Consider the following 25,052-nt stretch of genomic DNA (forward strand, 5'->3'; position numbering starts at 1 on the left):
ACGAAAACAAAAAAAGAATTTTTGCACAAACCGTATTGACATCATCGAACTACAGGTGTAGTATTAATTTACGACTACAGCTGTAGTTTAAAAAATAAAAAATAAAGGAGAGGAGCATTACCAAATGAATGCAGCAACGAAAGTAGCAATCGCGACACTAAGCAGCATTTTATTATTGGGTTCTTCCGCAAGCCTCGTGGCGGGGGCGCAATCTTACGAGAAAGCAACCCAAGGAGCCGCTGCTAAAAAAACAGCCGAAGCAACCATGGCAATACCTGCAGAGGAAAAAAAGTTTATCGAACAAGAGATCCAGAGAGTGAAGGAACTGACCCAAGAGTCGGGTGATATGTATGTTTTGTATCATAAATACCCAAAGTTAAATAGCGGATTTGATATTAGCTTTTGGGGAGGGATACATGAGTTCACTACTTATGAGGACTACTTGAAAAAAGCTTCAACCCTGAAGGGATCCATTCTGCAACAGCCTGCCAATCTGCCAAAGGGATATAAGTTCTTATCAGCGGTCATTGAAGCTCCAACTAAAGGAAAGTTCGTTGATGAAGTAAGGGCCGAAGGCAAGAAGAGCGGAAAGCCCATCTACATGAAAAAGATAGATTGGAAAGAGGCGGCAACCATCCGTCTTAAATATACGAACGGAAAAGACACGCTGGGCTTTTCCAAGTATACGGTAGATTCGGAGGGGAGCAAGAAGAAAGGGTTCTTTGACGATGAGCTGCCGAAGAATGTCTTTCCAAAGTACGTTTTTTGGAATGATGGCGGCAAATTTGAATACAGCATTTCAACCTCCTCTTTGGATATGTCCAGGAAAGAGAAGATCGAAATGCTGAAAGCAGCGGTGAAAAAATAATAGATCATCATGCCCACAGGCGGTGCAAATATTTACTGCATGTAACTAAATCGAGAAAATTTTCTTCACCAAACATATTGACATTATCAAACTACAATCGTAGCATTAATATAACTACATATGTAGTCTGATTGAATTGACTTTGGAGGTTTCATGCATGAATCAAATACCACCGATTACGGATGCAGAACTGGAAATTATGCGCGTATTGTGGGCTAATCCGGACAGCCCTTCCAGCGAGGTCGTAAAACAAATGGCGGATCGAATGGGGTGGAGCCCCAATACGACCCGGACGCTCCTCACTCGTCTGGTGCAGAAGGAAGCAGCGGGTGCGAAGTTGGAAAAGGGTTCAAAACGCACCCAACTATTTTATCCGATCATCAGCGAGCGGGAGTATCTGCAGTCCGAAACCAAATCCTTCATGAAAAAACTTTATGGGGGAGCTTTAAAGCCCATGCTGGCCAATTTTTTGCAGGATAAAAAGCTGAATGCGCAGGAAATCGAGGATCTGAAGGCTTTGTTTGACGAAAACCGCGGCGACGGGGAAACAGAAAAGAGAGAGCCCTGATGAGTCCTACATTGCATGAAAATTTATTGTTGTTTTTCGGCTGGGTGATTCGCGGATCGTTTATGGCCTCCATCCTGATCGTACTTGTTCTGAGCCTGCAATTCCTACTAAAAAATAAGATTGAAGCCAGATGGAAATACTGGCTTTGGCTTCCTGTGGCCATTCGTTTGCTGCTCCCTTGGGCCCCGGAATCTTCGCTTAGCCTATATAATGTTCTGTCTCTGGAGGCCATAGCGCCCGGTATTCATCAACAGACTCAAATGACACCGGTTTTGAAGGAAGCGGGGAGAATAAGCGAGGCAGTGGTTCATGTCGAGCGCTCATTAAACCCGGAAGCAAACGGAACTTCGGAAGTACCTGATCCATCCCTTGGATCGGGACCCGTGCAAGAGAAAAGCTTCTGGTGGAGCGGGTTCAAGGAAATAGGCTTCACCAATATACTGATGTCGGTTTGGCTTGCGGGCGTGCTGCTTCTTGCCGCGAAAACGGTATACGACCAGCTTCGATTGAAACAAGCCCTGCGCGCGGGCCGAAAAATGGATACGCCTTTTTTATCGGCAGTGTTTCACGAGACGAAACAGCGATTAGGCGTGAAGCGAAAAGTGCAGTTTTTGGCCAGCGAGCGAATTCCCGGACCTGCCGTGGTCGGTTTTAATAAGCCGGCCATCGTCATTTCGCCAAGTCTGCTCATCACATTGAAACAGGAGCAGCTTCAATATATTCTTGCGCATGAGTTCGCGCATATTCAGCGGCGGGATGTGGCAGTGAACTGGTTGATGCATATCATCCTGATCATCCATTGGTTTAATCCGTTATTATGGCTTGCTGTACATAAAGCAAGACAAGACCAGGAGATGGCTTGCGATGCATGCGTCTTGGATCGGATGAGCCCGCAGCAAAACAATGCATACGGACAAACGATCATCCATGTGTTGGAGCATTTTTCAGGATACCAACGCCAGCCGGGGCTTGCTGGCCTGTCCGCCACGCATAAACAAATGAAAAGGAGACTTAAAATGATTAAACATTTCAACAAAAAATCCTACCGCCTGTCCATTCTGGGACTGGGAATGATTCTCGCGCTTGGAAGCGTGACGTTGGTTAATGCAAAGGAAAGCAATGCGGGGAACGTACCGCAAAAAGCTCCAGTGCAATTGGAACAGGATGCAAAAGCTGCCGTGAAAAATGAGACGGATATTATCTATCCCGATGGGGATATAGACCGCGAGCTCTACAAGAAAGAACTGGAAAAGGCCCGGAAAAAAGCAGAAGCCGCAGCCAAGGCTCTAACTCCAGAGGAAAAAAAGTATATCGAAGATGAGACCAATCGAGTGAAGAAACTTAGTGAAGAGACAGGCGATATGTACGTTCTGTATCATAAATATAAGGATCTTAACAGCGGACTCGACCTAAGTTATTGGGGAGGAATTGAAAAATTCTCTGCTTACGAGGACTACTTGGAAAAAGCTTCCACGTTGGAAGGCTCCATCCTGAAACAGCCCGCCAACCTGCCGAAGGGATTTAAGTTTTCCGCAGCGAGAATTGAAGGTCCAACCGAAGGAAAGTTCCTTGATGAAGTAAGGGCCGAAGGCAAGAAGAGCGGAAAACCCATCTACGCGAAAAAGGTAGACTGGAAAGAGGCGGCAACCATCCGTCTTGAATATACGAACGGGAAAGACAAGCTGGCCATTTCTAAATATACGTTGGACTCGGAGGGAAGTAAGAAGAAAGGTTTCTTTGAGGATGACTTTCCGGCACATGTTTATCCCAAATACGTTTTTTGGCATGAAGGCGGCTTCGAATACAGCATTTCAACCACATGGGATATGACCAAGGAACAGAAGGTCGAAATTCTGAAAGAAGCAGTGCAGAAATAATATTTTGAGCAAGCTATTTTGCGCGATAGGCCCATGCAGTCCTGGAAATAGGATTGCATGGGTTCTTTTGTTGATCATGATTTCCGAAAGCGCTGCGGGTTCATTTTGCATCTAAAAAAAATGAAAAGATGTATACTGCCAAAATATTCTGCATAAAACATGTTGACTTAACAAACTACAAACTATAGCATAGGTATGACTACATACGTAGTCTGAATGAATTGACTTTGGAGGTTTCATGCATGAACCAAATACCGTCCATTACGGATGCTGAGCTGGAAATTATGCGTTGTATTGTGGGCAAATCCGAATTGCCCTTCCAGTGAGGTCGTAAAACATATGACGGATCTGATGGGGTGGAGCCCGAATACGACCCGGACGCTCCTCAGTCGTCTGGTGCAGAAGGAAGCGGCAGGCGCGAAGCTGGAAAAGGGTTCGAAGCGCATCCAACTATTTTATCCGATCATCAGCGAGCAGGAGTATCTGCAGACCGAAACCAAATCCTTCATGAAAAAACTTTACGGCGGAGCTTTGAAGCCGATGCTGGCCAACTTTTTGCAGGACAAAAAGCTGAATGCGCAGGAAATCGAGGACCTGAAGACTTTGTTTGACGAAAACCGGAACGGCGGAGAACCAGAAAAGAAAGATACCTGATCAGCCCATTTTTGCATGCATGTTTAGTTTTTTTCAAAAAAATTAATTGGACGAGTTCGAATGGGATGAGGAAAAGACTGATCCAATTGGCTAAACAGCGGTCAAAAAATAGAGCGCACATGTCGGAGGACAGAAACATAGACGCGCAGGAAGCCGCCGATTTGGCGGCTTTTCGTAATAATATAGACCAAATGTTTAGTCTTGATAGTGTGCAGGCATCCAACCCGTTAACAGCGCTCCCCCATTCGAATGGTTTCCTGCGGCAAGGTCACCTCCGTGACGCCTAATAATTCGTTGTGAAATCGTTAACCCTAATCCGCTGCCTCCGGTTGAACGATTCCTGGATATTTCGCCACGATACAAAGGTTCAAAAACCCGCTCCAGTTCTTCCGAAGAGAAACCCGGCCCCGTATCGCGTATCGTAAATTTTACTTTGTTGTCCTCCTTATAACATTGAACGTCAATTTCACCACCCAAGGGCGTGTGTCTGACGGCGTTATCCAAAAGATTGTTCATGGCACGCTCCAATAAGTGCGTGTCGCCGCTAATGATGCAATCGTCTGCGGCATGGCTTGAGATCGAGATATGTTTTTGCCCAGCCAGCGGGCTCAGACTGTCTATCGATTTACGGAGGATGAGTTTAAGATCAACTGTCTTGTTGTTAAGTTCCGTTTCCAAATACTCCATTTTTGTAAATGTGAAAAGCTCCTCTACCAGCTGATCCAGTTGCGCCGATTTTTCCTTGCACACCGTCACATATTTTGTTATTTTCTCCGGGGTTTGGGCAATCCCTTGTTCCAGGCCATCCAAATAACCTCGTAAGGCGAACAACGGCGTCCTTAAATCATGCGCGACAGCAGCAATCACGAATCGGCGTTCTTCTTCCAATTCCGCTTGTTTTTGATAGGATTGCTCAAGTCCCTTTACCATAACTTCAAATCCGTCGCGTACGTCCGCGATTTCCGTGACCCTGGACAAGGGTACCCGCACATCCCAATCTCCTGTTGCAATTTGTCTGGCTGCAATACCCATCTTCTCAAGTGGTTTAAGAACGAATCGTCTCATTCCCATTCCGACAACAAAGATAGCAAGCAGCAATCCGACAAAGGCCGACATGACTTGAACTTCATTTGATCTAGGCAGATAAAGAATGACTCTTCCCAGCAATTGACCGTCCTTGATGATGGAGAATCGTTCAGTCGACAACGAGGTACCGCGGCGTTCCGGATTAGACCGATAAATGTCCTGATCATCCGCGGATTGAATAAGAATATCCATCTTCGCTTTGCGCAGCGCCGTATACAATTGGTTTTGCCAGTCGGAATCCGTCCATTTGCCTGAGCCCGCTTCGATGAGGTGAATCATTTCCGATATATTTCTTTGCAGCGTCTCATTTTGCAGTCGGCCTTTTTCGAAGCTGAGCGTTTTGGTCTCCATAAAGTGAGCAGTAACAAAGAAGATCCAGGGCAATAAGAGGATAAAGATGAAACAAAGCATACTGAACGTACGAATGCGTAGTGTCCTCATATTATCCTCCCTCGAAACGATACCCGACTCCCCATACGTTGACCAGGTACTGCGGATGGTTCGGATCGGATTCGATTTTCTCGCGAAGCCTGCTGAGATGGACCCGAATCGTATGCCTGTCGCCGACTCCGTCCCAAAATTTTGCAAGCAATTGTTCATAGGAAAAAACATGTCTTGGGCGTTCGGCAAATAATCGCAGCAGCTCATATTCCTTCGGGGTGAGCGTTACGTTTTTCCCTTCCACGGCCACTTCCCTTGCGGACAGGTTTAACCTGAGGCGGCCATAATCCAAGATTCTGGCATCCCTTTGCTGTTGGGAAACGGAACGCCGCAATACGGCTTTCACTCTGGCAACGATCTCTCCAGGCGAAGCGGTTTTGACGATATAATCATCGCCGCCGAGGGTCAGCCCTCGAATCTTGTCCACATCATCGCTGCGAGCGCTCAAGAACAGGATAGGAACGTCGCTCTCCGCCCGAATCCGGCGACATAACTCAAATCCGTTTTGTCCCGGCATCATGATGTCAAGAACAATGCAATGAATGGAACTCTGCCGGAACACGGCCAGGGCTTGAGCGGTATCGCAAGCGGTTAAAACTTGAAAATTTTCGTTTTCCAAAAAATCCCTCAATAGTTCGACGATACTTTGGTCATCGTCTACTACGAGTATCGTATGGACTGCACTCATGAATATCCCACCTTTGCATCCTAGTTTATCATTTTTTCTCCAAGAACTAAGGCGAGCTCAAGTTTTGTGATGATTTGTTTATGGTTTTGTGACCTTTTTACAGCATTGTTTGAGATATTCGTTTGTTATGATTCGCTTGGCAGTACGAAAGGAAAAGATCGCGAGTAATGGACTCGTCTTGCACAGTAACGGATGAAGGAGGTTTTCAAATGGGCTTGGAAAACAACGGTTTCTCGTTTTTTCCATTCGGCTCGTAGGTTCAAGGATCGTGTCATGTAGATCATGATACGTCCGATATGCGTTGCACCGGCATTGCTTTTCTTGAAATAAGGAGGACTTGTTTATGTTAACGGCTCAAATCGTGCTTTTCGACGGCTTCGACCTTCTGGATGCCATTGCGCCATACGAAGTTTTTTGCGCCGCTGCAATGAATGCCGAAAACGCGTTAAGCGTGGAATTCGTCACGGCCGAAGGGCCAAGGTCCGTGACCAGCGGCATCAACGGGTTGAAAATTGAAGCGAGCGGCAGGCTGAACCCGGTACGTGCGGGCATCATTTTCGTGCCTGGCGCATCCGGCGACCTCGAGGGAGATGGCCCCGATTCCATCCCGGCAATTCTGGGCATGGCAATGAATACAGAATTAACAGGCATGATCGGACAGGCACTCGGGCAAAAAGACATCGTTGTCGCCACGGTATGCGGCGGTTCACTGTTGCTGGCCATGGGTGGGCTCTTGGAAGGCAGACCGGCGGTAACGCATCGCTTGGGCATGGATTTACTTGAGGCAACCGGGGCCGTTCCCGTTTCGGCACGCGTAGTTGACGACGGCAACTTGGTTACCGGCGGCGGCGTAACTTCGGGACTCGATGTAGCTCTGTATCTGGTGGAACGAGAGCTTGGACCGCGTATCGCGCACGCGATAGAGCAGTTGTTCGAATTTGAACGGAGAGGAACGGTTTGGAGGGAGAAAGGAATTGCGCCCAGCGCTCATAAGGCGTTGACGGACGACGAACCATGCATCTCGGACAACAAATCGGCATTGACTTACGGCACCCTGCATGGCAAAATCATACAGGCATCCGTCTTCGACGGGGATTGGGATACGCTAATCGCTACGCCGGTTGGAAAACTGCAAGTGAAGCTCTCGATATCAACCAGTCATGGGATGATCCAAGGCAAGGCAACGCAAGGGGACGAGACGGTCGAGTTTATAAACCCCGTGCTCCAGGACAACAAGCTTACCTGGTCGCTGCGAATTACGAAACCCATGCGCTTAAACCTGAAATTCGAAGTTGCCGCCGACGGAGATCGCATGACCGGAATCGCCAAGGCCGGCCTGCTGCCGGCATCCAAATTAACGGGCAAGCGGGTTTCCTAAGATTATAGGATTTATAAGTTTTCAGCGGAGGTTTTGGATTGCATGAAGAAACGGGAAAAATTATACGGACTTATGGCCTGTGTCAGCATTCTATTTATCCTTTACGCCTTGGTTAAAAATTATATGATCGATCCCGGAGCCGAGGGTTTTTTAAGCCATAAAACCGGACTGAAACGCGAGCTTAATCTCCCGGTCTGGTTAAACGTGATGTACGTTCATGTTGCGTTTGCCTGCATGGCCATGGCGGCGGGGTTGGTCAACTTTTCTCATCGGATTTTTGAAAAAAGCCGCAGGCTCCATCGCATAAACGGCTACGTTTATATCGTGTCCGTACTTCTTGTCGTGCTGACTTCCGGATATATGGCGCCTTACGCCACCGGCGGAAAAATAAGCAGCATGGGATTCAATGCGCTAAATATGATATGGCTGTTTGTAACCATTACGGCGCTCGTCCAAATCAAAAAGAAACGGATCATTCGCCACCGGAACTGGATGATTCGTAGTTACGCCTTTTGTTTTACGAACATGTTGATTCATCTGATCGCTTCCCTTTTTCATCAGGGATTCGGGTTCGTTTACGCTACGAGCTACACCATCGGCGTTTATGGCTCTATTGCACTGCTGCTGGTTATTCCTGACATCATCATCAGAACGATCGGCCAAAACAAAGAGGTTACGGTTACCCCATAAGCGCATTGGACCCGAATCGTCCGGGAATTATTTGATGCCTGGGAGCTGCGGGGAACCGGCGGGTCACTTCTTGATCAGCGATTGATATGAAGTAGACCGCAGACGTAGCCTGCGGTCTTTTGGCGCGTCCAAAAGACTTCAAAGATTCGCCGAAGAAGCTGCATTTCATGTAAAATAGTCAATGAATGTGAAGTATGACAAAGTACATAACTTATGGAGTCGATGAGAACATGGGGAATATTCGCGTGCTTGTAGCCGATGATGAAAAAGAAATACGCGATCTGGTCAAAAAATATTTGGAACGAGAGTTGTATCAGGTGGATACGGCGGTTGATGGAGAGGAAGCCCTCCGTCTGTTCGAGAGCCACAAATATGACTTAATCTTATTGGATCTGATGATGCCCAAGATCGACGGAATCGAAGCGTGCAGGAGCTGCGCCATTTGACGAACATTCCGATTCTGATGCTGACGGCCAAGGACCAGGAGATCGACAAGATATTAGGGCTTGGCATCGGAGCCGATGATTATATGACGAAGCCGTTTAGCATCAACGAATTAGTCGCGAGAATCAAAGCCCATTTGCGGCGTTTTTTGGTGCTTGGCAGCGAAGCGGATAGTGGTGCTGACTCCGAGGCATCGCTTATCCGTCATAAAGGTTTGACTATCGATCTCAAAAAATATTCAGCGACGATCGAAGGGGACGAGATTGCGCTGACGGCCAAGGAATTTGAGCTGTTGAAGTTTTTTGCATCCCATCCGGAGCAAGTATTTACGAAGACGCAAATCTTCCGCCAAGTATGGGGCAGTGCCTATTTGGAAGATGACAATACGGTGATGGTCCATATACGCAAGCTCAGAAAAAAGATCGAAGCCGACCCGTCCGATCCGAAATGGATTCAGACCGTGTGGGGAATCGGATATAAATTTGCGGGTGAAAAAGATGAAGCATGATAAAACGATCCTCCTTATCGGCATGCAATTATTGCTGTTAACAGGACTTATTTTGATAGAAGCAGCAAACCAGCCCCAAGGCTTCCTGCACGGGGCTTTATTTATTGCGCTTGCGGCAATTACGGTCATGCTGCTGCTCATGCGTTTACGGTTCAAGGCGAAGCTGGCGGGCATGATTGAGGTGCTGAGAAGAGCATGTAGCGGGAATGTAAACACCCGTTTGCTGGCAAATGACGAACCTGTCGTTAATGAGTTTATTTTCACGATCAATAAGTTGATTGATCAATTGGATAAAATCCGGGTTCAGACGATCAAATCCGAGGCGGCGAGGAAAAGTCTGCTGTCGAGTATTTCCCATGATATAAGGACTCCGCTTACTTCAATTATCGGGTATGTGGACGCCTTAAACGATGATATTGTCGCATCCCGCGAAGAAAAGCTGGAATATATCGGCATCATCTCGCGGAAGGCCATCGCCTTAAAACAATTGATCGATGAAATATTCGATTTGGCCAAGCTGGATGCGGATGAGGTTCCACTGCGGCCGGAGACGCTTGATTTGGCGGAAATGGCCCGGGAAGCGGTCATTGAGTTTTTGCCCGTGCTGAAGCAGGCGAACATGAAGCTGACCGCATGCATTCCGGAGGAGAAATGCTTGGTGACTGCGGACCGGCTCAGCGTGCAGCGAATTTTAAATAATATTGTGAGAAATGCGGTACAGCATGGACAGCAGGGAAAAGTATTGGGCGTTGAATTGACCGAGCATGCCGCTTCGTATCATCTGACGATATGGGATAAGGGGCAGGGCATTCCGGAAGACGAATTGACGAAAGTGTTCGAACGAATGTACAGAACCGAACGCTCTCGCAACCCTATGTTCGGGGGAAGCGGCCTGGGGCTGGCCATCGCCAAGGCGCTTGTCGAGAAAAATGGAGGGAACATATGGGCTGAGAGCCAGCCGGGACAGAAAACCGCTTTTACCATTTCCCTTCCAAAGAACAGTTAAGATTTAATTAAGAACTGCTTAAGAGGCATTTAAAGTCGCCTGTTTACCATAGAGTTATGGCTTATGAGGAAGCGCGTCAAAGTAGGAGGTGCAGCAAATGAACGCAATTATAAAAACGACACGACTTACCAAGAAATATGGCGACCAAACCGCGGTGGACAACCTGAACATGACGGTAAAGCAAGGGCAAATATACGGCTTTCTCGGCCAAAATGGCGCTGGCAAAACAACGACCATTCGCATGCTGCTCGGTTTGATCAAACAGACGCACGGGGCCATCGAAATGTTCGGGGAACATCTATACGCCAAACAGAGAGAGATATTAAGGAGAGTAGGCTCCATCGTCGAGTTTTCAGGCTTTTATGAAAACCTGACGGCCCGGGAAAATCTGCTGATCAATGCCAGGCTCATGGGGGTTCACACCAAAAATGCTATTGAAGAAGCGCTCGAAATCGTCAGGCTGCAGGATGAGCCAGCCAAGCTGGTCGGCAAATTTTCACTGGGCATGAAACAGCGGCTGGGGATCGCCCGCGCCATTCTTCATCACCCGGAACTGCTTATACTGGATGAGCCTACGAACGGTTTAGACCCGATCGGTATCAAAGAGATTCGGAATCTGATCAAATCGCTGTCCGAAGAACGAAAAATAACGATTCTGGTCTCAAGCCATATTTTATCCGAAGTCGAGCAGTTGGCTGATCATATCGGGATTATTCATCAAGGCAAACTGCTTGAGGAGGTTTCTTTTGCCGAGATTCGGCGGCGGAACCGCAAATTCCTGGAGTTCCAGGTTGCGAATGATAACAAGGCGGCCATGCTTCTTGAACAGCATTTTGCCATTACCGACTACGAGGTGCATGACGGGGGGATCATCCGTGTCTACTCGCATATTGGTCAGCAAGGGAAGATCAACAAGATGCTGGTCGAGCATCAGATTGAAGTTACGAGAATCGCGTTGAGCGAGGACAGATTGGAAGATTATTTCATCCAATTGATAGGGGGCGGGAAGATTGGTTGATTTGGTGTACACCGAGCTTCTGAAGCTGAGGCGGGCCAAAATGTTCATGGTCAGCCTTATTGGAGCGGCAGCAGCCCCATTCATGATCTTTATCGGGTATTTGGGTTACAAAGCCAAAAACCCCGGCAAATCGGTAATGTTCAGCGAGGTGTGGTCACAGACCAATCTGTATGCGACCCTGCTTATCGGAACGCTGTTATACGGAGTCATTACAGCTTATCTGTTTAACCGTGAATATACGGAAGATACTTTGAAAAATCTGCTAACCATTCCGGTGTCCAGAACCGGTCTCATAGTCAGCAAACTGGTGCTGCTGTTTTTTTGGATCATGATATTGACCTTTACGTCGTGGGGACTGATCTTTATTCTCGGGCTCCTGGCACAGTATGAAGGCTTGTCTGCCGGTGTCATCCTGCAATCGCTGAAAGAGTTTTTCATTGGGGGGAGTCTGCTGTTTCTTTTGTCGACCCCGACGATGTTTGTCACTATCCTGTTCAAAAACTATGTGCCGACGATTATTTTTACGGCCGTGATTACGATGGGGAATGTAGGGATTGCCAACCGGGAATATAAAGCGGTTTTTCCGTGGTCGGCAGCGCATGTGATCGCGGAGAACGGCTTTGTTCCTGCATATCCTCCGCATTATTCCTATGTGGCGATTCTTGCTGCGTCCGTTATTGGACTCGCGGCAACGATTGTCTACTTCAAAAAAACGGATATTCATTAAGGTGGATACAAGCGGACACATTCAATCAAATAATCAGAAGCGTGGTGAAATTGAAGCATGTCTCAATGGAATACGGATCTTTTTCGAACGATTAACGATTTGGGCAAGCAGTTTGCTTTCCTTAATCCTGTTGCCGTCATCGTGGCGGAATACATGCTGTATATACTCGCTCTAGCGATGCTTGCTTATTGGTTTACCCGCAATAGCCGGAACCGCATGATGGTCATCCAGGCTGGACTTGCTTTTGTTTTTGCAGAAGTGATCGGGAAATTGGCGGGCAAGTTGTATGAGCATCATCAGCCGTTTGCGGAACTGCCGCATGTTAACAAGCTCATAGACCATGCTATAGATAATTCATTTCCGAGCGATCATACAATTCTGTTTTTCTCCGTCTGTTTCTCCTTCTGGCTGGTTCGGAAGAGAGAAGGGTGGATCTGGCTTGCGCTGGCTTGCTGCGTTGCGATCTCTCGAATTTGGGTTGGGGTTCATTATCCTGTAGATATCGCAGCAGGAGCGCTTATCGGCATCATCTCAGCCTTGCTTATGTATTGGCTTACGCCAAAGCTCGGGATGGTCAAGCGACTGCTGACCTTATATGAAAAAGCGGAACAGCGTGTTTTGCCGAACCGCGATAAGTCCGGCAGCATTTGAGAAACTCGCCAGTAGGTCAACGTGCCGTGTAGGATAGATATTTTCGCTAAAAGCCTGATTATTCAGGCTTTTTTTAGTTGGATATATGCCTTAGACCCACAGAGGCTCGCATGAAATAAAAATAACGCCCAAGACCATTGGGCGCATAGTTACGAACATATTTACTCTATCAAGAGGTGGCGGGGATGACTAAAGATCGATCGTTCCGAAAATCGAGTTTTTACTAGGGTCCCTGAAAGCGACAGAGGTGATATTCGTGTTTTCCGGCAGTGAAAGCGAAATCTGAATCGTTTTCGTCTCACCGGCGAGCAAATTGTTATGTTCATGGGAAGTGGCTGAAATTATTTTCTTGCCATCAATAATTGCGTGATCAAAAAAATCTAACGCACCCCATGCAAATCTGTCTGTCGGCTTTTCATTAAGCGTTGCTTCAAATTGAATGACAGCGAACTTGTTTCCTTTTTCGGCAATCAGACCAGACGTTGCTCCAGGCTCGGAAGGTATGAAATTTGTATAGCTCACACTATGTACTTTTAATGTCATATCACCTTGAGTAGCGGTTTCATTGAGCTTGAGTTTTAGTGGTAATTTCGGTGCGGTTGACTGATTAGATCCTGTTTGGGGATTTGTTTGGGTCTGTGATCCTGTTGTCTTCAATTCTATTTTCTTAACCTTGTTATCGAATGAAGACACCTCAGCATTTAGCATCTTGGCAACTTCGCGAACCGGTAGGTAGGTGGTGCCCTTATATACGATTGGTTTTGATTTGAGAGTTTGCTGTTGTCCATCCACCACAAATGTGAATTTGGATAATACAGCTTGAATGGTTCCGGGAGCTGCTGCTGCAATGGTTGCGGATCCGATCATCATACCGAGCGTTAAAGTGGCGGCGGTTTTTACTATATTTTTCTTCAAAGTGATACAACTCCTTTTTTCGTCAAGTATACCATCTCCGAGGAAGAATTTGGAAGTGGGTTTTAAGCAGTTGAAAATAACCGCGGCCGAGGGTGTACATCGGCTAAGAGATTATCTGAAATAATTGACAAACAGACCTAACAATTATAAGCTTGATAGGAAAATAAAGAAAATGATATCATTTTTACATTTTCCTATTGATGAGGTGAATGTTATGAAGGATCGAATTTTAGAAGCTGCAAGAAAGGAAATCCAGAAGAGGGGATTACGATTTACCGTCGGGGAGTTGGCAAAACAGCTAGGAATAAGCACTAAAACACTGTATGGGCACTTTCCATCAAAAGATGAACTTATCGAAGTTATTTTAAATGAAGCTATTCTGGAACTACAAGTTAAGGAGAGAGACATTCGAAGTGATTCAACACTTAATACCGTTGATAAACTTAAAAAAATGCTTGTCTTAATTCCTGCAGATTTCCAGTTTATTGATACAAATCTTTTGATAGAGCTGCAACGTTATTATCCAAAGCAATGGAACATACTTGAACAATTTATAAATGAGCAGTGGGACGGCATTATTGAATTAATCAATGTAGGAGTAGACCAAGGGTTATTACGTTCTTTTAATACGAAAATATTTATTGATCTGTATGTAGGCGGTTTACATCGGATCATTGAAGGTTCACCCAAAAGTAAGAATAACTCGACTCTCCACGATAGCCTGCAGGAAATGGGAGAGATTCTTATGTCAGGTGTTTTTAAGAAAGAAGGCTGATTATTAAATGCACAGATTGTTATTGAAATTAGCGATAATAGCGGAAGCGGAGGGTACAACTACGGAAGCAGTAGGTTAAAACAGATGCTTAGCAGATTGAACTGGAAAATCGAAAACATTATAGACGTGAAGGCTGGAGGTCTCAGATGAGCAAGACGTTAAAAGCATTATTTCTATTCACGGATATCGGATTTGTATTGTACTGGATCGTCACGGGACTGGCTTTAATTCCGAAAGAGTATTTATATCAGAATTATCATAATGAGCTACTGGTTGTTTGGAACTGGTCATTCTTTCCACTGGATATTTTTATCTCATTAACCGGGCTGTACAGCCTTTACTTACATAAACACAACAATCTGAAATGGAGAAACGTAGCGTTAATCTCGCTTACATTGACGTTTTGTTCTGGATTACAGGCTATTGCTTTTTGGATGATCAAAGTTGATTTTGATATCATGTGGTGGATACCCAATCTTTATCTAATGATATATCCTTTGTTCTTTATCCCAACATTGATTAAATCAAATCAACCCGTAAAGATCTAAGCCAGTCACTCAAAGGAACTCTTTTGATCACGTATTGAATGCAATATTGAAGCACTAAACGATGAAGCATACAGGAGTCCGGCTTAGCCGGATCTCTTGTATGCTTTTGCCGCGAATACCGGCCTCAGCGATGGTGACCTGGACCATAAGTATCCAGCGTTTCGAATGTTAGATCATTCCTGAGAGAGAAGGGAATGCACCGCACGTTATGGGATATCCTGAGGCGCGATTCATTCGTCGTCGCTCCCTTCTTCAGTGACCGAGTGCTTCCGTACCTTCTCGACATCAGCGGCTTTGACGAAGGCGAAGCGGTGGTTGAAGTAGATGCGGTAGAATTTTTCTTTGCCTTTGACCAGCGTATGCGTCTCATAAGGGTCATTCGTGTATACCGGAGCATTGTAATAATCGCTTTTGACTTTTTCCACGGCGACATACGACTGTCCTTGCAAAATGGTGTACTGCAGCGGAACTAGTACTTGAGGCGTGATATCTGCAGGATATGCCGCTGCTTCCGGATAAGCTGCGCCATAGACCGGAATGGAGGCTGCGCCGGCTTTCGGAGTGATGAGCATTCCCTTGCCGGAAACCGCATTTATTCCTTGCGGGTTGTAAAACCAAGCTTTCTGCCCTCCGAACCAGATTGCGGTCCAATCCCCCTGTTTGTCGGCAAGCGAGAAGGTTTGCCCTACGGCAGCCTTGGCGCCTATGCTGAGCCCGTCTTTCTTGTTTTGAGCGACAAGGGCGGGATCATCAATCAGTTCAGCGTTAAAGTCGGGCTCTTTATATAAATAAAGAAAGTTAGACGGCTGTGCTGGCGCATCATTGATTTCCGGCTGATTGGTCTTAAAGTCGGGCTTGATCGTCACAATGTCTTTGGTGCCATGCTTGGAGCGGATCGGTGCTCCAACCAACTCCATGTAGTGCTCCCAATCCCAAAAAGGGCCGGGATCCTGATGCATCACCCCTTGACGTGCCGGATTGAGGCCCGGTATTTCATTATGGCCGATAATGTGGGCCCGATCGAGCGGAATATCGTATTCTTTCGCCAGATAACGAACCAATGCAGCAGAAGAACGGTAAAGCCTTTCTGTGAACCAGGTTGCTCCTTCCATAGCAAAGCCCTCATGCTCAAGGCCGATGGAATGCATATTGAAATACCAGTTGCCTGCATGCCATGGTACATCCTTGGTCTTGACCATTTGCGTGATCTGGCCGTCTGACGAGCGGAGAACATAATGGGCGCTGACATATGAATTGGGATTCGTAAAGATATCAATCGTGTCCTGATAAGTTTCTTCGGTATTATGAATGACGACATAACGGATATCGGGACCGAATTGGGGACGGCCGGAAAGATCATAATTGGAATAATCCGACGGATCATCCCCGTTCTGCTGATAGGCTGCAGGAACATAACTGCAGTGGAGATTACGAGGGCACTCGGCGATATCGGGTTTCGTCGGACGCAGGTGTAGCGTATCCACGGTATTCGGGTTAGGCGTAATGTCCTTGGATTGAAGAAGGAACACCTGTCCTTCCGGAGTTTGCCGCGATATCCCCTGCTGAATCGTTTCAAATACATGATCGGCAAACTCCAGGGCGGCTCCTGACTCCGGAGAGCCGCTGTATTTGGCAACGGCACCATACCAATCGGATTCCGATGCCGGCAGTTTACCGAGGGTTTCTTGCGCGTACTGCGCCAGCAACGCGGCTCCGCCTCGAATGTTGCTCACGGGATCCTGCTTCAGTATGTCCGGATCAAGATTCAATAGTCGGGCCGCCGAAGATAGGGTATGAAGACTCGGATCATCCGAAGCCGTTGGGTTATCTTCGTCGTCGATTCCGCTAGGGTCTTCTTTATCCTGCAGCGGTAAGTCGGTCAAATGCATGATGCCGAATCCCCCTGAAGTGCTGGGCTCTCCATGATGATGCTCCCACCTGGTAAGGTTGTAGGAGACGGACATCAGAATGCTTACAGGAACGCCGAACTCCTCAGCCGCGGATTCGAAGGCTTCTTGCAACATATTCGACTTGTCTTGCTCAGCATAGACAGATGGTGCGGCCGTGAAAGGAACAGGAAGACCGGGGGTGAATCCGGCAGCCGCCAACAAGGCGACGGTTAGTGCGAGCGACAGCTTTTTCCATTGGATTATTCGTTGTAGTTTCAATCATTTCCCTCCCGAATCATTAAGATCATGACACCGATTTCGAATTACTAACGGTAGAGGCTATTTTTTTAAAAAACCTCAATCACCATCCTTCCATAATATGGGTTCGGTCTTTTTTATAATATTTTGCAATTAAAGAAAATTCAAATAAAATTTTAAGATCTGAAATTTTATTTTATAGTCAGAGAGATGAACCTTGATGACTTTTCCGAAATTTCATCATTTTCAAATAAATAGCTTATATTGACGCGCACAATCGAATAGTGTATATATTGTATATATACGGTAGTCACTCAATAAACAGCAGCGAGGTAATGAAACATGAAAATTATAATATCCAATGCATCGAGTGATCCGATTTACATTCAAATTAGGAATCAGATTAGACAGAGCATTCTGAGCGGTGAATTGCGTGCAGGTGACAGCCTCCTCTCCATTAGGCAGCTGGCCAAGGAATTGCAAGTGAGTGTAATTACAACCAAGCGTGCCTATGAAGAGTTAGAGAAAGAGGAGCTAATCGACTCCGTCGTTGGTAAGGGGTGTTTCGTATCAGGAGCAAATAAAGATCTCATTCGGGAGCAGCGCATGAAACGACTAGAAGAGAAAATGATTGAAATTATTCGAGACAGCAAGGAATTAAGCATGAGCCAACAAGATGTAATGGATCATATGACTTTATTGTTCGAGGAGGAAGAGGCACCATGAATGCAATAGAATTACGTAATCTAACGAAAATATACCCTCAATTTACAGTCGATCAGGTATCTTTGGATGTGAAACAAGGCTACATTACCGGACTTATTGGTCCGAATGGCGTTGGTAAAAGCACCTTGATTAAGATGATGCTCGGCATGATCCGTCCTGATTCCGGGAGCGTAAAAATACTAGGCTTCGATATGCCCAAGCAAGAAGTTGACATTAAGCAGCGCATCGGCATTGTGTCGGATGATTGCTTCTATTATGAGCATCTTACGATTCGTGACATGAAGAAGATGATCGCGCCTTTCTATAGAAAGTGGAACGAAAAGAAGTTTAACAGCTATCTTGAACAGTTCGAGTTGTCCCCTAAGAAGAAGATTGAAGAGTTATCCAAGGGGATGAAAGTAAAATTTTCCCTTGCTGTTGCGTTATCGCATGAGGCTGAGCTCCTAATCATGGATGAACCGACATCTGGACTTGATCCTGTGTTTAGAAGGGAAATGCTCGATCTGCTTGCGGATATGATGCAGGACGAGAGAAATTCGATTATCTTTTCGACCCATATCACAACAGATTTGGACCGTATTGCTGACTACATTGCTTTCATCAATCGTGGAAAACTCGTATTCAATGATGCGAAAGATGAAGTATTCGAGAGATATGCAATCGTCAAAGGCGACTTACAACTGCTTGATTTGGATATTCGAAATAAATTTGTCGGGATTCGTGAGAATGCTGTCGGGTTTGAGGGCTTAGTAGATAATAGGCAGGAGGCCGAACGGTTGTTTGGCAATTATGCTGTTTTCGACAAACCATCCTTAGAAGACATCATGTATTTCACCGCCAAGGGAGGACGCATTCATGCTTAACTTGCTTCGAAAAGACTTCATCGCCTCAAAGAGTACACTAGGATTGAGTTTCGTGTTTCTCGCTGTATTCTGTGTCGCTTTTATGCCAAAAGAATTGTCAATGCATCTTGCAGGTATCTATACAGCTTTCGGCACACTTAGTATCGTTACGACGATCGATATCAAAAACCATAATCATCATTTTCTGGTTACACTGCCGATTAGCCGCAAGCATATTGTTCGAGCCAAATATGTAACAGCCATCATTTGTATACTTTTTGCAGTCCTTGCTTCTTACGCGGTTCACTCGCTCGTTAAACTAGCAGCTCCAACGTTTATCAAACCAGACTATTCCATTATAGACATACTGGTTCCGGTAGGCATCATGCTTGTGCTAGCTTCCATCTATTTGCCGCTTTTTTACACGCTCAGTAAAAAAGGAACCGGTATTATCAATGGTGTATTCCTGATAATCCTAATTGCTCTGGCGCAGCTACAGCTATTTTTATGAATATGATGAACGAGAACGGCTTTAGCAGTGATCAAATGTTATTTCTTATCCCGATCGGAATCTTACTGTTATTCCTTGCTTCTTATTACTTAACCGTAAATCTGTTTACTAGAAAGGACTTTTAAGAGGCTGTGCAGTTGTATGAGCACAGTCATAAAAAAGAAGAACCTGTCAAATGAAAGACACACTTAAAAAAGATCGTCCTACTCGAACAAAAGGTTGGATGTTTACCCTTGGGGGATTGCTTCTTTTGCAATTCGTCTTTATCGTCAGTGATATGTATTCGTGGTCAATTTACAGGGAATTCCACAAAGGAACATTATTCGGTAATATCATACATTCCAAGCTATTCACAGAATGGTTCGCTCCATATAACAAACCGGAATTTAATGCATTGACGGCATTTTTTGCTATTACATTACTTCCATCTGCACTCAATGGAGCAATAAAAGACATCTTTTCAAGAAAATGATTCTATTTTTATCTCGTCTATTCTAATTTGGAGGTTAGTTCATGGCAGATGTGACCTTTTACCGGGACGAAGCGCTGCCTTTTCTGGAAGCGAAGCGATGTCACAAGAGTGATCTGGCATATCAGAAGCATTTTCACGAGGAGTATTCCATTGGTTTAATCGATGAAGGCGAGACGCAGGCATGGTGTGATGGCGTCTTGTGGCACGTTGAGACAGGACGAATGATCAGCTTTCCGCCGCTCATGCTCCACGCTTGTCAGCCTGCGGAAGATGCAAAATGGAAATACAAAATGTTGTTCATTAAGCCGGAATGGTTCGCTCATTGATAAAGGGTACGCCATCTCGCTTGAATATATCGGCGAAAACACGACGGATGTTCAAGCTTGCGAAGCGGCGGCATTGGAGCTGTCTCTGCTCATTCAGGCGTTGGCAGAACGTGGGATACCGGCTCGCGTTTCGTTCGATCTTTCCCACATCGGCTTATCGCTGGACGGCGAACTGGCATATAAGCAGCTGACAGCACTTGCTGCGCAAGCCCAACTGGCCGGCATCGAGCTGTTTATCAGCATGGAAGAATCCGCTAAAACCGACGCGATACTTTCGAACTATGCAAGAGCGGCAGCCGTTTATTCGAACATCGGCATTACGCTGCAGGCACAATTGAACCGGACGGCTCAGGATTTGAACGGCTTACGGCCCGTCCCCGGCCGGATTCGCATCGTGAAAGGGGCGTACCAAGAGCCGGAGCTTCTCGCGATGCCGCGTTCAGCTGCCCTAAGCGTGCGCTATGTTCAGCTTGTGGAGCAGGCCATCCGCATAGGCCATCGCGTGTCGATCGCCACCCATGATGAGTCTATCGTTGATGAGGTCATCAAACGGGGATGGATCCATGAGCCGGGCGTGAGTTCGAGCTGTTATACGGGATTCGACCTGATTTGAGCAGCCAGTTGAAGAAGGCGGGTTATCCTGTTCGCATTTATTTAACGTATGGCCGTGAATGGTACTTGTATCTATGCCACCGGATCGCCGAATATCCGCCTAATCTATTTCAAGCGATCCTCGACATCACGGACGTCGGAAAGATAGATCCCGTGCTGGATTATGAATAAGTCCGGGTCTAGCACCACTCGACTGCATCCTCTACACGTCCATCCCCAATTTAAAAGCGGCAAGCCATTCCGGTTTGCCGCTTTTCCGTATATTTATAATTTTTGATAGTGATTTAATAGATTCTCTACTCTATCTTGGATCATTTTTTTCAAGGATTCAGGCTTCACGGATACCACATGATTGCCATATCTCATAAAATAGTCAGCTATAAACTCCTCTTCTCCAGGGTTATAGAAGCCATTAATAACTGTTTTGCGACCATTTTCTATTTTCATCGATGGATAATGTTCTTTATAAAACAGATCCTTTGCTTGTTCTAAAACCTCTACTTCAAAGTCAATACTCTTCTCCGATTGATACATTTCTAATGAACGACTGACCAGTTCATCTATCGAGAAGTGAGATTTGATTTCCGCTTCTTCGATAAAGGTTATTCTATCGCATCTGAAAACTCTATATTTATTCGAATTTAACTCGATTCCTGCAGCATACCATTGACCAAACTTAGCGGAAATTTTGAAAAATTGAACATGGTAACTTTTTTTCTGATGATTTTTTACATATTGAATCTTACAGTTGTTCTCATTAAGAATGCTTTTTAGAATCTTATCTAAAAAACGACTCACATGATGATGCTGATACATCTCAAATTGCAGGACTTGTTTCATTTTGTGAATCTGCTTTATTTGATTTTTAGAAAGACAGTTTTCAAATTTTTCATTTAGTTGATTAACGCTTAAATGAAATGGGGTTGATTGATAAGATTCTAACGTCAACATGGCAAAGTACAGAGCATACACTTCATCCATCGTAAACGTAATGGGGGATAACAATCTATTTTTTAAGATGCCATATCGTCCATGTCTGCCATGTTCCGAAAAAATAGGCATGCCTAATTGTTCCAATGAACTAATATCGCGCAATGCCGTACTTTTTGAAATCTTGTATTTATCCATGAGGTCATGCAAATTAAAGAACTCTCGACCGTTTAAATATCTTATCATGTCATTTAATCTTTCTGATTTCCTCATATAAATCTCCTTATAAAGGTGTCATGTTTTGCTACCTTTATATATTATGATGGGTTCATGGTCATATATCAAATGTATAAGTTATCTACCTAAAATCATGATATAAAAGGAGATTGATACCATGAGTACAACACTGGAAGTAGCTATTTTCTTATCCATGAACGGAAAAGCAAAAGAAGCCGTAGATTTTTACAAAAAGCATTTTAACGCCGAGGAATCGTTGCTTGTTACCTACGAAGACATGGCAAAACGCGACAGCTCGTTGCAGCTTACCGATGAAAATAAAAATTATATTTCCCACTCTGTCTTATCCATCGGCAAAACAAAAGTAATGCTGGCAGAAGATACAATGGATGTCAAAGAAAAATATGCGGTTGGCAACAACACCTCATTGTGCATTCAAAGTGCGGACTTAGAGGAAATTGAACATTTTTATAAGAGCTTGACTACAGATGATAGAGTGAGAATCATAGTTCCTTTATCTGCTAATGTGTTTAGCAAAGCATACGGTATTATTGAAGATCCGTTCGGCATTCAAATCCAATTCATGTTTGATGATAGATTGCAATAAAATTAGCATGTAGAAAGATGGGAAGATTTACGGGATGGCCGGAATGAGATAGACTGGAGTCAATGATTTTTGGAAGGGAAGGAATCCTATTTTGGACCATTCATCCGCTATAGTCGGCGAAAGTGAGGAAAATAACGTACGGCGCCATTGGCTCGATTTTATGATTATCCCTTCAAAATTCGAAATTCCTTCCGCTCCCGAAGATTACGTCAAACGGCCACGCTTGGACAAGAAGCTGCAGGGGGGGCTCAAACGCCGGCTTACGCTCATCGAGGGGCCTCCCGGATCGGGGAAAACGACGTTGGTCAGCGGATGGAAGGAAGAGGCCTCGACGCTTATCGCATATATCACGCTCGAGGAGGCAGATAATCATCTGCTCAGGTTCTGGCTTCAGCTCATTGCGGCCATCGACCAGGCTGTCCCGGGTTTTGATGAAGGGTTGACCGGCCGATTTATCGAACATTTCATTCAGCAGCCGTCCCGGGCTTTAGCGGAGTTAAACTCGGCGTGTGCTCGTCTGTTCGTGCCTTTGGTGTTAGTAATAGACGGGTACCAAACCATTGAAATCGCAGAAATTCATCATATGCTGACCGATTGGGTTCGGAGCCTGCCCGAGCAGCTTCACCTCATTCTGATTACCCATGCCGAGGTTCCTCTCAAGCTGCCCAAAAGCCTGGTTTACAAAATCGGTTGGCCGGAGTTGGCTTTTACGGTGGGAGAAACCAAAAAGTTTTGCCAAAAACACCAGAGACCGGTGATTTCCAGGGAGCAAGTCCTGCGGATTCAGGAGCAGACGGAGGGCTGGGCGCTCGGGCTTCGCATGCTGTGGAAGACTCAGAGCCTCGGCAAACATGAGGAAGAAACGGCTCTAACCATCCCGCACACCGGGGCATTAGACCGGCACGCCACGGTTTGCGGGCGCATGTTGGAGCAGTTGTTGTCCAGGTTAACGCCGGAGTCGATTTCTTTTCTTCTGCGTACGGCCGTGCCCGAACGTATCAACCAATCGCTAATCGGCGTGTTGACAGGAAGCTCGAAGCCGGAACAGATGCTGGCCGATCTGGAAAAAGAAAAGTTGTTTTTTCAACGATTTCGCGACGGCTCGGAGGTATGGTACAGATATCACCCGCTAATCGCCCAAAAGCTGCGCGACCTGTTGCAGGAACAGGATTTAAAGCTGTGGCGTTCCCTTCAGTGGACAACGGGAAGCTGGCTGGAGAATAACGGATTTCCCATGGAAGCCATGGAACACTATATGCGTGGAAGTCACTACGATGAAGCGGGACGGCTGCTTGAGGTTTTGTTCAATCCGTTTATTCTTCGGGAAGCCTGGACACTCCGTCGCTTCTTTGCCAAAATTCCCGAAGAAACGATTCAAAAGCGGCCCAAGCTATATTTGTCTTCTCTCTTTTTTGCGGCAAGCGAGCAGGATCCGCAGCGGACGCTGGAGCAGCTGGATTCGGTCGAGTGGAAAATTGCAGCCGGCCAGGGGGCGCTGACCGAAGCGCAACGGGCCTACTCCATGCGGGTTATAAAGGTGATGCGCGCCTACGTATGCATTTTTAAACAGGATTTGCAGGGGCTCGCGTACCATTTGAATGATTATTTGGATCGGGGATTTACTCCCCATGATGAAATCTTCTCTTATATCGATTACCACGAACGCCATTTTTCCCGATTAAGAAGTTTCCCGGGGATTTCGGGTCGCCTGATAGAGGCGGAGCGTTGTTTCGAGCCGATCATGCGGCGGTGGGAAAATATCCGCTCATACAATACGGCCTATTATGCGATCGGTTATGGAGAACTGCTGTATGAGCGCAACCGATTGAGAGAGTCGGAAGCAAATGCGTCTTTTGCACGTTCGATCGGAGAAGAGTTGGGAATTGCCGCTTTATTCGTTCCCGCCGCGATTTTGCAAAGCCGGATTGCTTACGCCAGAAATCGGCTGCAGCAAGCGCTAGAGCACCTGTTTAAAGTCCGGTCACGCCTTAATGACAAAACGGCGCGTGAATGGTCCCTTGTATTGGATGCTTGCGAAACGAAGCTTCACCTGCAGTCGCCCGAAGGAGAACCTGGAGCGGGGTTGCGTTTTCTGGAGGCTTATTCCGATGTCCCTGCGGAAGGGAGCGGTTGTAATGAGCTGCTGTATTCGCTGGTACGCGCGCGGGCGCTGATCTTCACGGCACAGGATATGGAGGCTCGGGCTTTGTTGAAATGCATCCAAAAAATCTCCGCCATGCGCGGTCTATGGATGGAACAGTTGGAGGCCTATGTACTTCTGGCTCTGCTGTACGACAAGCAGGGAAAAGAAAGCTTGGCCGCTAGAACCTTCGGTAAAGCGGTTCAGCTTTCGGCAAGAGACGGCCATCTCCGAACATATCTCGATGAAGGGGCTCCGCTTCGGAAAATAGCGGACCATTACCGTCAGTCGAGGAAAGCTTACAAAATGGAGGAACGACAGGTTTCGGTCCGGTACATCGACCAAATCCTTTTCGCTTTCGAAGCGCAGAACGCCGCGCCGAACGGGGAAAAGGCTTCCGGTCGCAATCCGCTAAGCGAGATGGAGCAGCAAGTATTGCTCGGCGTCTCGAAAAGATGGACCAGCAAGGAGATCGCCGTTTCGCTGGGCGTTAGCACCGGGACAGTGCATACGTACATTCAACGAATTTTCTCCAAGTTGGAAGTGAATAAACGCAAGGAGGCAGTACTAAAGGCATACCGGTCGGGATGGCTCGATGCGGAACAATAAGTGTTCTTGAAAAACTCCCAAATTATAGACAAACTCTGAAGCTGGAGCTTG

25 protein-coding genes and 2 pseudogenes are annotated in these 25,052 nt (G+C 46.2%); 22 read left to right on the plus strand and 5 right to left on the minus strand.

Translation table 11 applies throughout. The annotated features are described in order from the left end of the window. Positions 1 to 124 precede the first annotated feature (124 nt). The 4 genes and pseudogenes from XI25_RS01060 (at position 125) to XI25_RS01075 (ending at position 3,967) form a co-directional block, all read left to right on the plus strand. Complete coding sequence (locus XI25_RS01060) at positions 125 to 868, plus strand: hypothetical protein (RefSeq protein ID WP_046676958.1); 744 nt, start codon at positions 125 to 127, stop codon at positions 866 to 868. 157 nt (positions 869 to 1,025) lie between these two features. Then, complete coding sequence (locus XI25_RS01065; protein WP_046676959.1) at positions 1,026 to 1,436, plus strand: BlaI/MecI/CopY family transcriptional regulator; 411 nt, start codon at positions 1,026 to 1,028, stop codon at positions 1,434 to 1,436. Beyond that, positions 1,436 to 3,313: a M56 family metallopeptidase gene (locus XI25_RS01070; protein ID WP_046676960.1), complete on the plus strand. Its 1,878-nt coding sequence runs from the start codon at positions 1,436 to 1,438 to the stop codon at positions 3,311 to 3,313. The genes XI25_RS01065 and XI25_RS01070 overlap by 1 nt, the downstream gene beginning before the upstream one ends. Before the next feature lie 242 nt (positions 3,314 to 3,555). Then, a pseudogene (locus XI25_RS01075) lies at positions 3,556 to 3,967 on the plus strand (BlaI/MecI/CopY family transcriptional regulator). A gap of 195 nt (positions 3,968 to 4,162) precedes the next feature. Here the strand turns inward: XI25_RS01075 and XI25_RS01080 are convergent. Next, on the minus strand, positions 4,163 to 5,494 hold the full coding sequence (locus tag XI25_RS01080) for a sensor histidine kinase (RefSeq protein WP_046676961.1): 1,332 nt from the start codon (positions 5,492 to 5,494) through the stop codon (positions 4,163 to 4,165). 1 nt (position 5,495) lies between these two features. Continuing rightward, complete coding sequence (locus XI25_RS01085) at positions 5,496 to 6,182, minus strand: response regulator transcription factor (RefSeq protein ID WP_046676962.1); 687 nt, start codon at positions 6,180 to 6,182, stop codon at positions 5,496 to 5,498. 343 nt (positions 6,183 to 6,525) lie between these two features. On the opposite strand from XI25_RS01085, the gene XI25_RS01090 reads away from it, so the two are divergent. The 7 genes and pseudogenes from XI25_RS01090 (at position 6,526) to XI25_RS01120 (ending at position 12,604) form a co-directional block, all read left to right on the plus strand. Next, the gene (locus XI25_RS01090; protein ID WP_046676963.1) at positions 6,526 to 7,560 is read left to right on the plus strand and encodes a DJ-1/PfpI family protein; all 1,035 of its coding nucleotides are present in this window, start codon (positions 6,526 to 6,528) and stop codon (positions 7,558 to 7,560) included. A gap of 42 nt (positions 7,561 to 7,602) precedes the next feature. Next, entirely contained in the window at positions 7,603 to 8,250 is a 648-nt protein-coding gene (locus XI25_RS01095; RefSeq protein ID WP_046676964.1) for a DUF2306 domain-containing protein, read from the plus strand. Positions 8,251 to 8,480: 230 nt separating this feature from the next. Continuing rightward, a pseudogene (locus tag XI25_RS01100) lies at positions 8,481 to 9,202 on the plus strand (response regulator transcription factor). Continuing rightward, positions 9,192 to 10,208 carry a sensor histidine kinase gene (locus XI25_RS01105; RefSeq protein WP_046676965.1) on the plus strand — a complete coding sequence of 339 codons (1,017 nt, stop codon included), beginning with the start codon at positions 9,192 to 9,194 and terminating at the stop codon, positions 10,206 to 10,208. Before XI25_RS01100 ends, XI25_RS01105 begins: the two are co-directional and overlap by 11 nt. Positions 10,209 to 10,305: 97 nt before the next feature. Next, a complete protein-coding gene (locus tag XI25_RS01110; protein WP_046676966.1) occupies positions 10,306 to 11,226 on the plus strand; it encodes an ABC transporter ATP-binding protein in 921 nt (306 codons plus the stop codon). Then, positions 11,219 to 11,953 (plus strand): ABC transporter permease, encoded by a 735-nt coding sequence (locus XI25_RS01115; protein WP_046676967.1) that lies wholly within the window; start codon positions 11,219 to 11,221, stop codon positions 11,951 to 11,953. The genes XI25_RS01110 and XI25_RS01115 overlap by 8 nt, the downstream gene beginning before the upstream one ends. Before the next feature lie 57 nt (positions 11,954 to 12,010). Then, positions 12,011 to 12,604, plus strand: a complete 594-nt coding sequence (locus XI25_RS01120; protein WP_046676968.1) for an undecaprenyl-diphosphatase — start codon at positions 12,011 to 12,013, stop codon at positions 12,602 to 12,604. A 189-nt stretch (positions 12,605 to 12,793) separates the two neighbouring features. Here the strand turns inward: XI25_RS01120 and XI25_RS01125 are convergent, their stop codons facing one another. Then, entirely contained in the window at positions 12,794 to 13,519 is a 726-nt protein-coding gene (locus tag XI25_RS01125; protein WP_046676969.1) for a stalk domain-containing protein, read from the minus strand. A gap of 214 nt (positions 13,520 to 13,733) precedes the next feature. Here XI25_RS01125 and XI25_RS01130 point away from each other — a divergent pair, with 214 nt between their 5' ends. Next, on the plus strand, positions 13,734 to 14,294 hold the full coding sequence (locus XI25_RS01130) for a TetR/AcrR family transcriptional regulator (protein ID WP_046677076.1): 561 nt from the start codon (positions 13,734 to 13,736) through the stop codon (positions 14,292 to 14,294). 146 nt (positions 14,295 to 14,440) lie between these two features. Beyond that, the gene (locus tag XI25_RS01135; RefSeq protein WP_046676970.1) at positions 14,441 to 14,842 is read left to right on the plus strand and encodes a YvaD family protein; all 402 of its coding nucleotides are present in this window, start codon (positions 14,441 to 14,443) and stop codon (positions 14,840 to 14,842) included. A 230-nt stretch (positions 14,843 to 15,072) separates the two neighbouring features. On the opposite strand, the gene XI25_RS01140 is transcribed toward XI25_RS01135, so the two are convergent. Further along, the gene (locus XI25_RS01140; protein ID WP_046676971.1) at positions 15,073 to 17,010 is read right to left on the minus strand and encodes an N-acetylmuramoyl-L-alanine amidase; all 1,938 of its coding nucleotides are present in this window, start codon (positions 17,008 to 17,010) and stop codon (positions 15,073 to 15,075) included. A 321-nt stretch (positions 17,011 to 17,331) separates the two neighbouring features. Between XI25_RS01140 and XI25_RS01145 the strand changes: the two genes are divergently transcribed. From XI25_RS01145 to XI25_RS33960, 7 genes are all read left to right on the plus strand, one after another. Continuing rightward, on the plus strand, positions 17,332 to 17,715 hold the full coding sequence (locus XI25_RS01145; protein WP_046676972.1) for a GntR family transcriptional regulator: 384 nt from the start codon (positions 17,332 to 17,334) through the stop codon (positions 17,713 to 17,715). Further along, complete coding sequence (locus XI25_RS01150) at positions 17,712 to 18,578, plus strand: ABC transporter ATP-binding protein (protein WP_046676973.1); 867 nt, start codon at positions 17,712 to 17,714, stop codon at positions 18,576 to 18,578. Before XI25_RS01145 ends, XI25_RS01150 begins: the two co-directional genes overlap by 4 nt. After that, positions 18,571 to 19,068, plus strand: coding sequence for an ABC-2 transporter permease (locus tag XI25_RS01155; RefSeq protein WP_235439606.1), 498 nt, complete (start codon positions 18,571 to 18,573; stop codon positions 19,066 to 19,068). Before XI25_RS01150 ends, XI25_RS01155 begins: the two co-directional genes overlap by 8 nt. Before the next feature lie 175 nt (positions 19,069 to 19,243). Next, a complete protein-coding gene (locus tag XI25_RS01160) occupies positions 19,244 to 19,540 on the plus strand; it encodes a YfzA family protein (RefSeq protein ID WP_046676974.1) in 297 nt (98 codons plus the stop codon). Positions 19,541 to 19,581: 41 nt separating this feature from the next. Continuing rightward, entirely contained in the window at positions 19,582 to 19,866 is a 285-nt protein-coding gene (locus tag XI25_RS01165; RefSeq protein WP_046676975.1) for an AraC family ligand binding domain-containing protein, read from the plus strand. Further along, positions 19,811 to 20,479, plus strand: a complete 669-nt coding sequence (locus XI25_RS01170; protein WP_235439607.1) for a proline dehydrogenase family protein — start codon at positions 19,811 to 19,813, stop codon at positions 20,477 to 20,479. The genes XI25_RS01165 and XI25_RS01170 overlap by 56 nt, the downstream gene beginning before the upstream one ends. After that, positions 20,476 to 20,649, plus strand: coding sequence for a hypothetical protein (locus XI25_RS33960; RefSeq protein ID WP_235439608.1), 174 nt, complete (start codon positions 20,476 to 20,478; stop codon positions 20,647 to 20,649). The genes XI25_RS01170 and XI25_RS33960 overlap by 4 nt, the downstream gene beginning before the upstream one ends. A 93-nt stretch (positions 20,650 to 20,742) precedes the next feature. Here XI25_RS33960 and XI25_RS01175 read toward each other — a convergent pair whose 3' ends face one another. Further along, positions 20,743 to 21,681, minus strand: a complete 939-nt coding sequence (locus XI25_RS01175) for a helix-turn-helix transcriptional regulator (RefSeq protein WP_046676976.1) — start codon at positions 21,679 to 21,681, stop codon at positions 20,743 to 20,745. A gap of 121 nt (positions 21,682 to 21,802) precedes the next feature. On the opposite strand from XI25_RS01175, the gene XI25_RS01180 reads away from it, so the two are divergent. Together XI25_RS01180 and XI25_RS01185 are read left to right on the plus strand one after the other, a co-directional pair. Next, positions 21,803 to 22,252 (plus strand): VOC family protein, encoded by a 450-nt coding sequence (locus tag XI25_RS01180; RefSeq protein WP_046676977.1) that lies wholly within the window; start codon positions 21,803 to 21,805, stop codon positions 22,250 to 22,252. A gap of 91 nt (positions 22,253 to 22,343) precedes the next feature. After that, the gene (locus tag XI25_RS01185) at positions 22,344 to 25,001 is read left to right on the plus strand and encodes a LuxR C-terminal-related transcriptional regulator (protein ID WP_046676978.1); all 2,658 of its coding nucleotides are present in this window, start codon (positions 22,344 to 22,346) and stop codon (positions 24,999 to 25,001) included. The last annotated feature ends 51 nt before the right edge of the window (positions 25,002 to 25,052 follow it).

Source organism: Paenibacillus sp. DMB20 (assembly GCF_000987955.1).
Lineage (GTDB): Bacteria > Bacillota > Bacilli > Paenibacillales > Paenibacillaceae > Paenibacillus_AQ.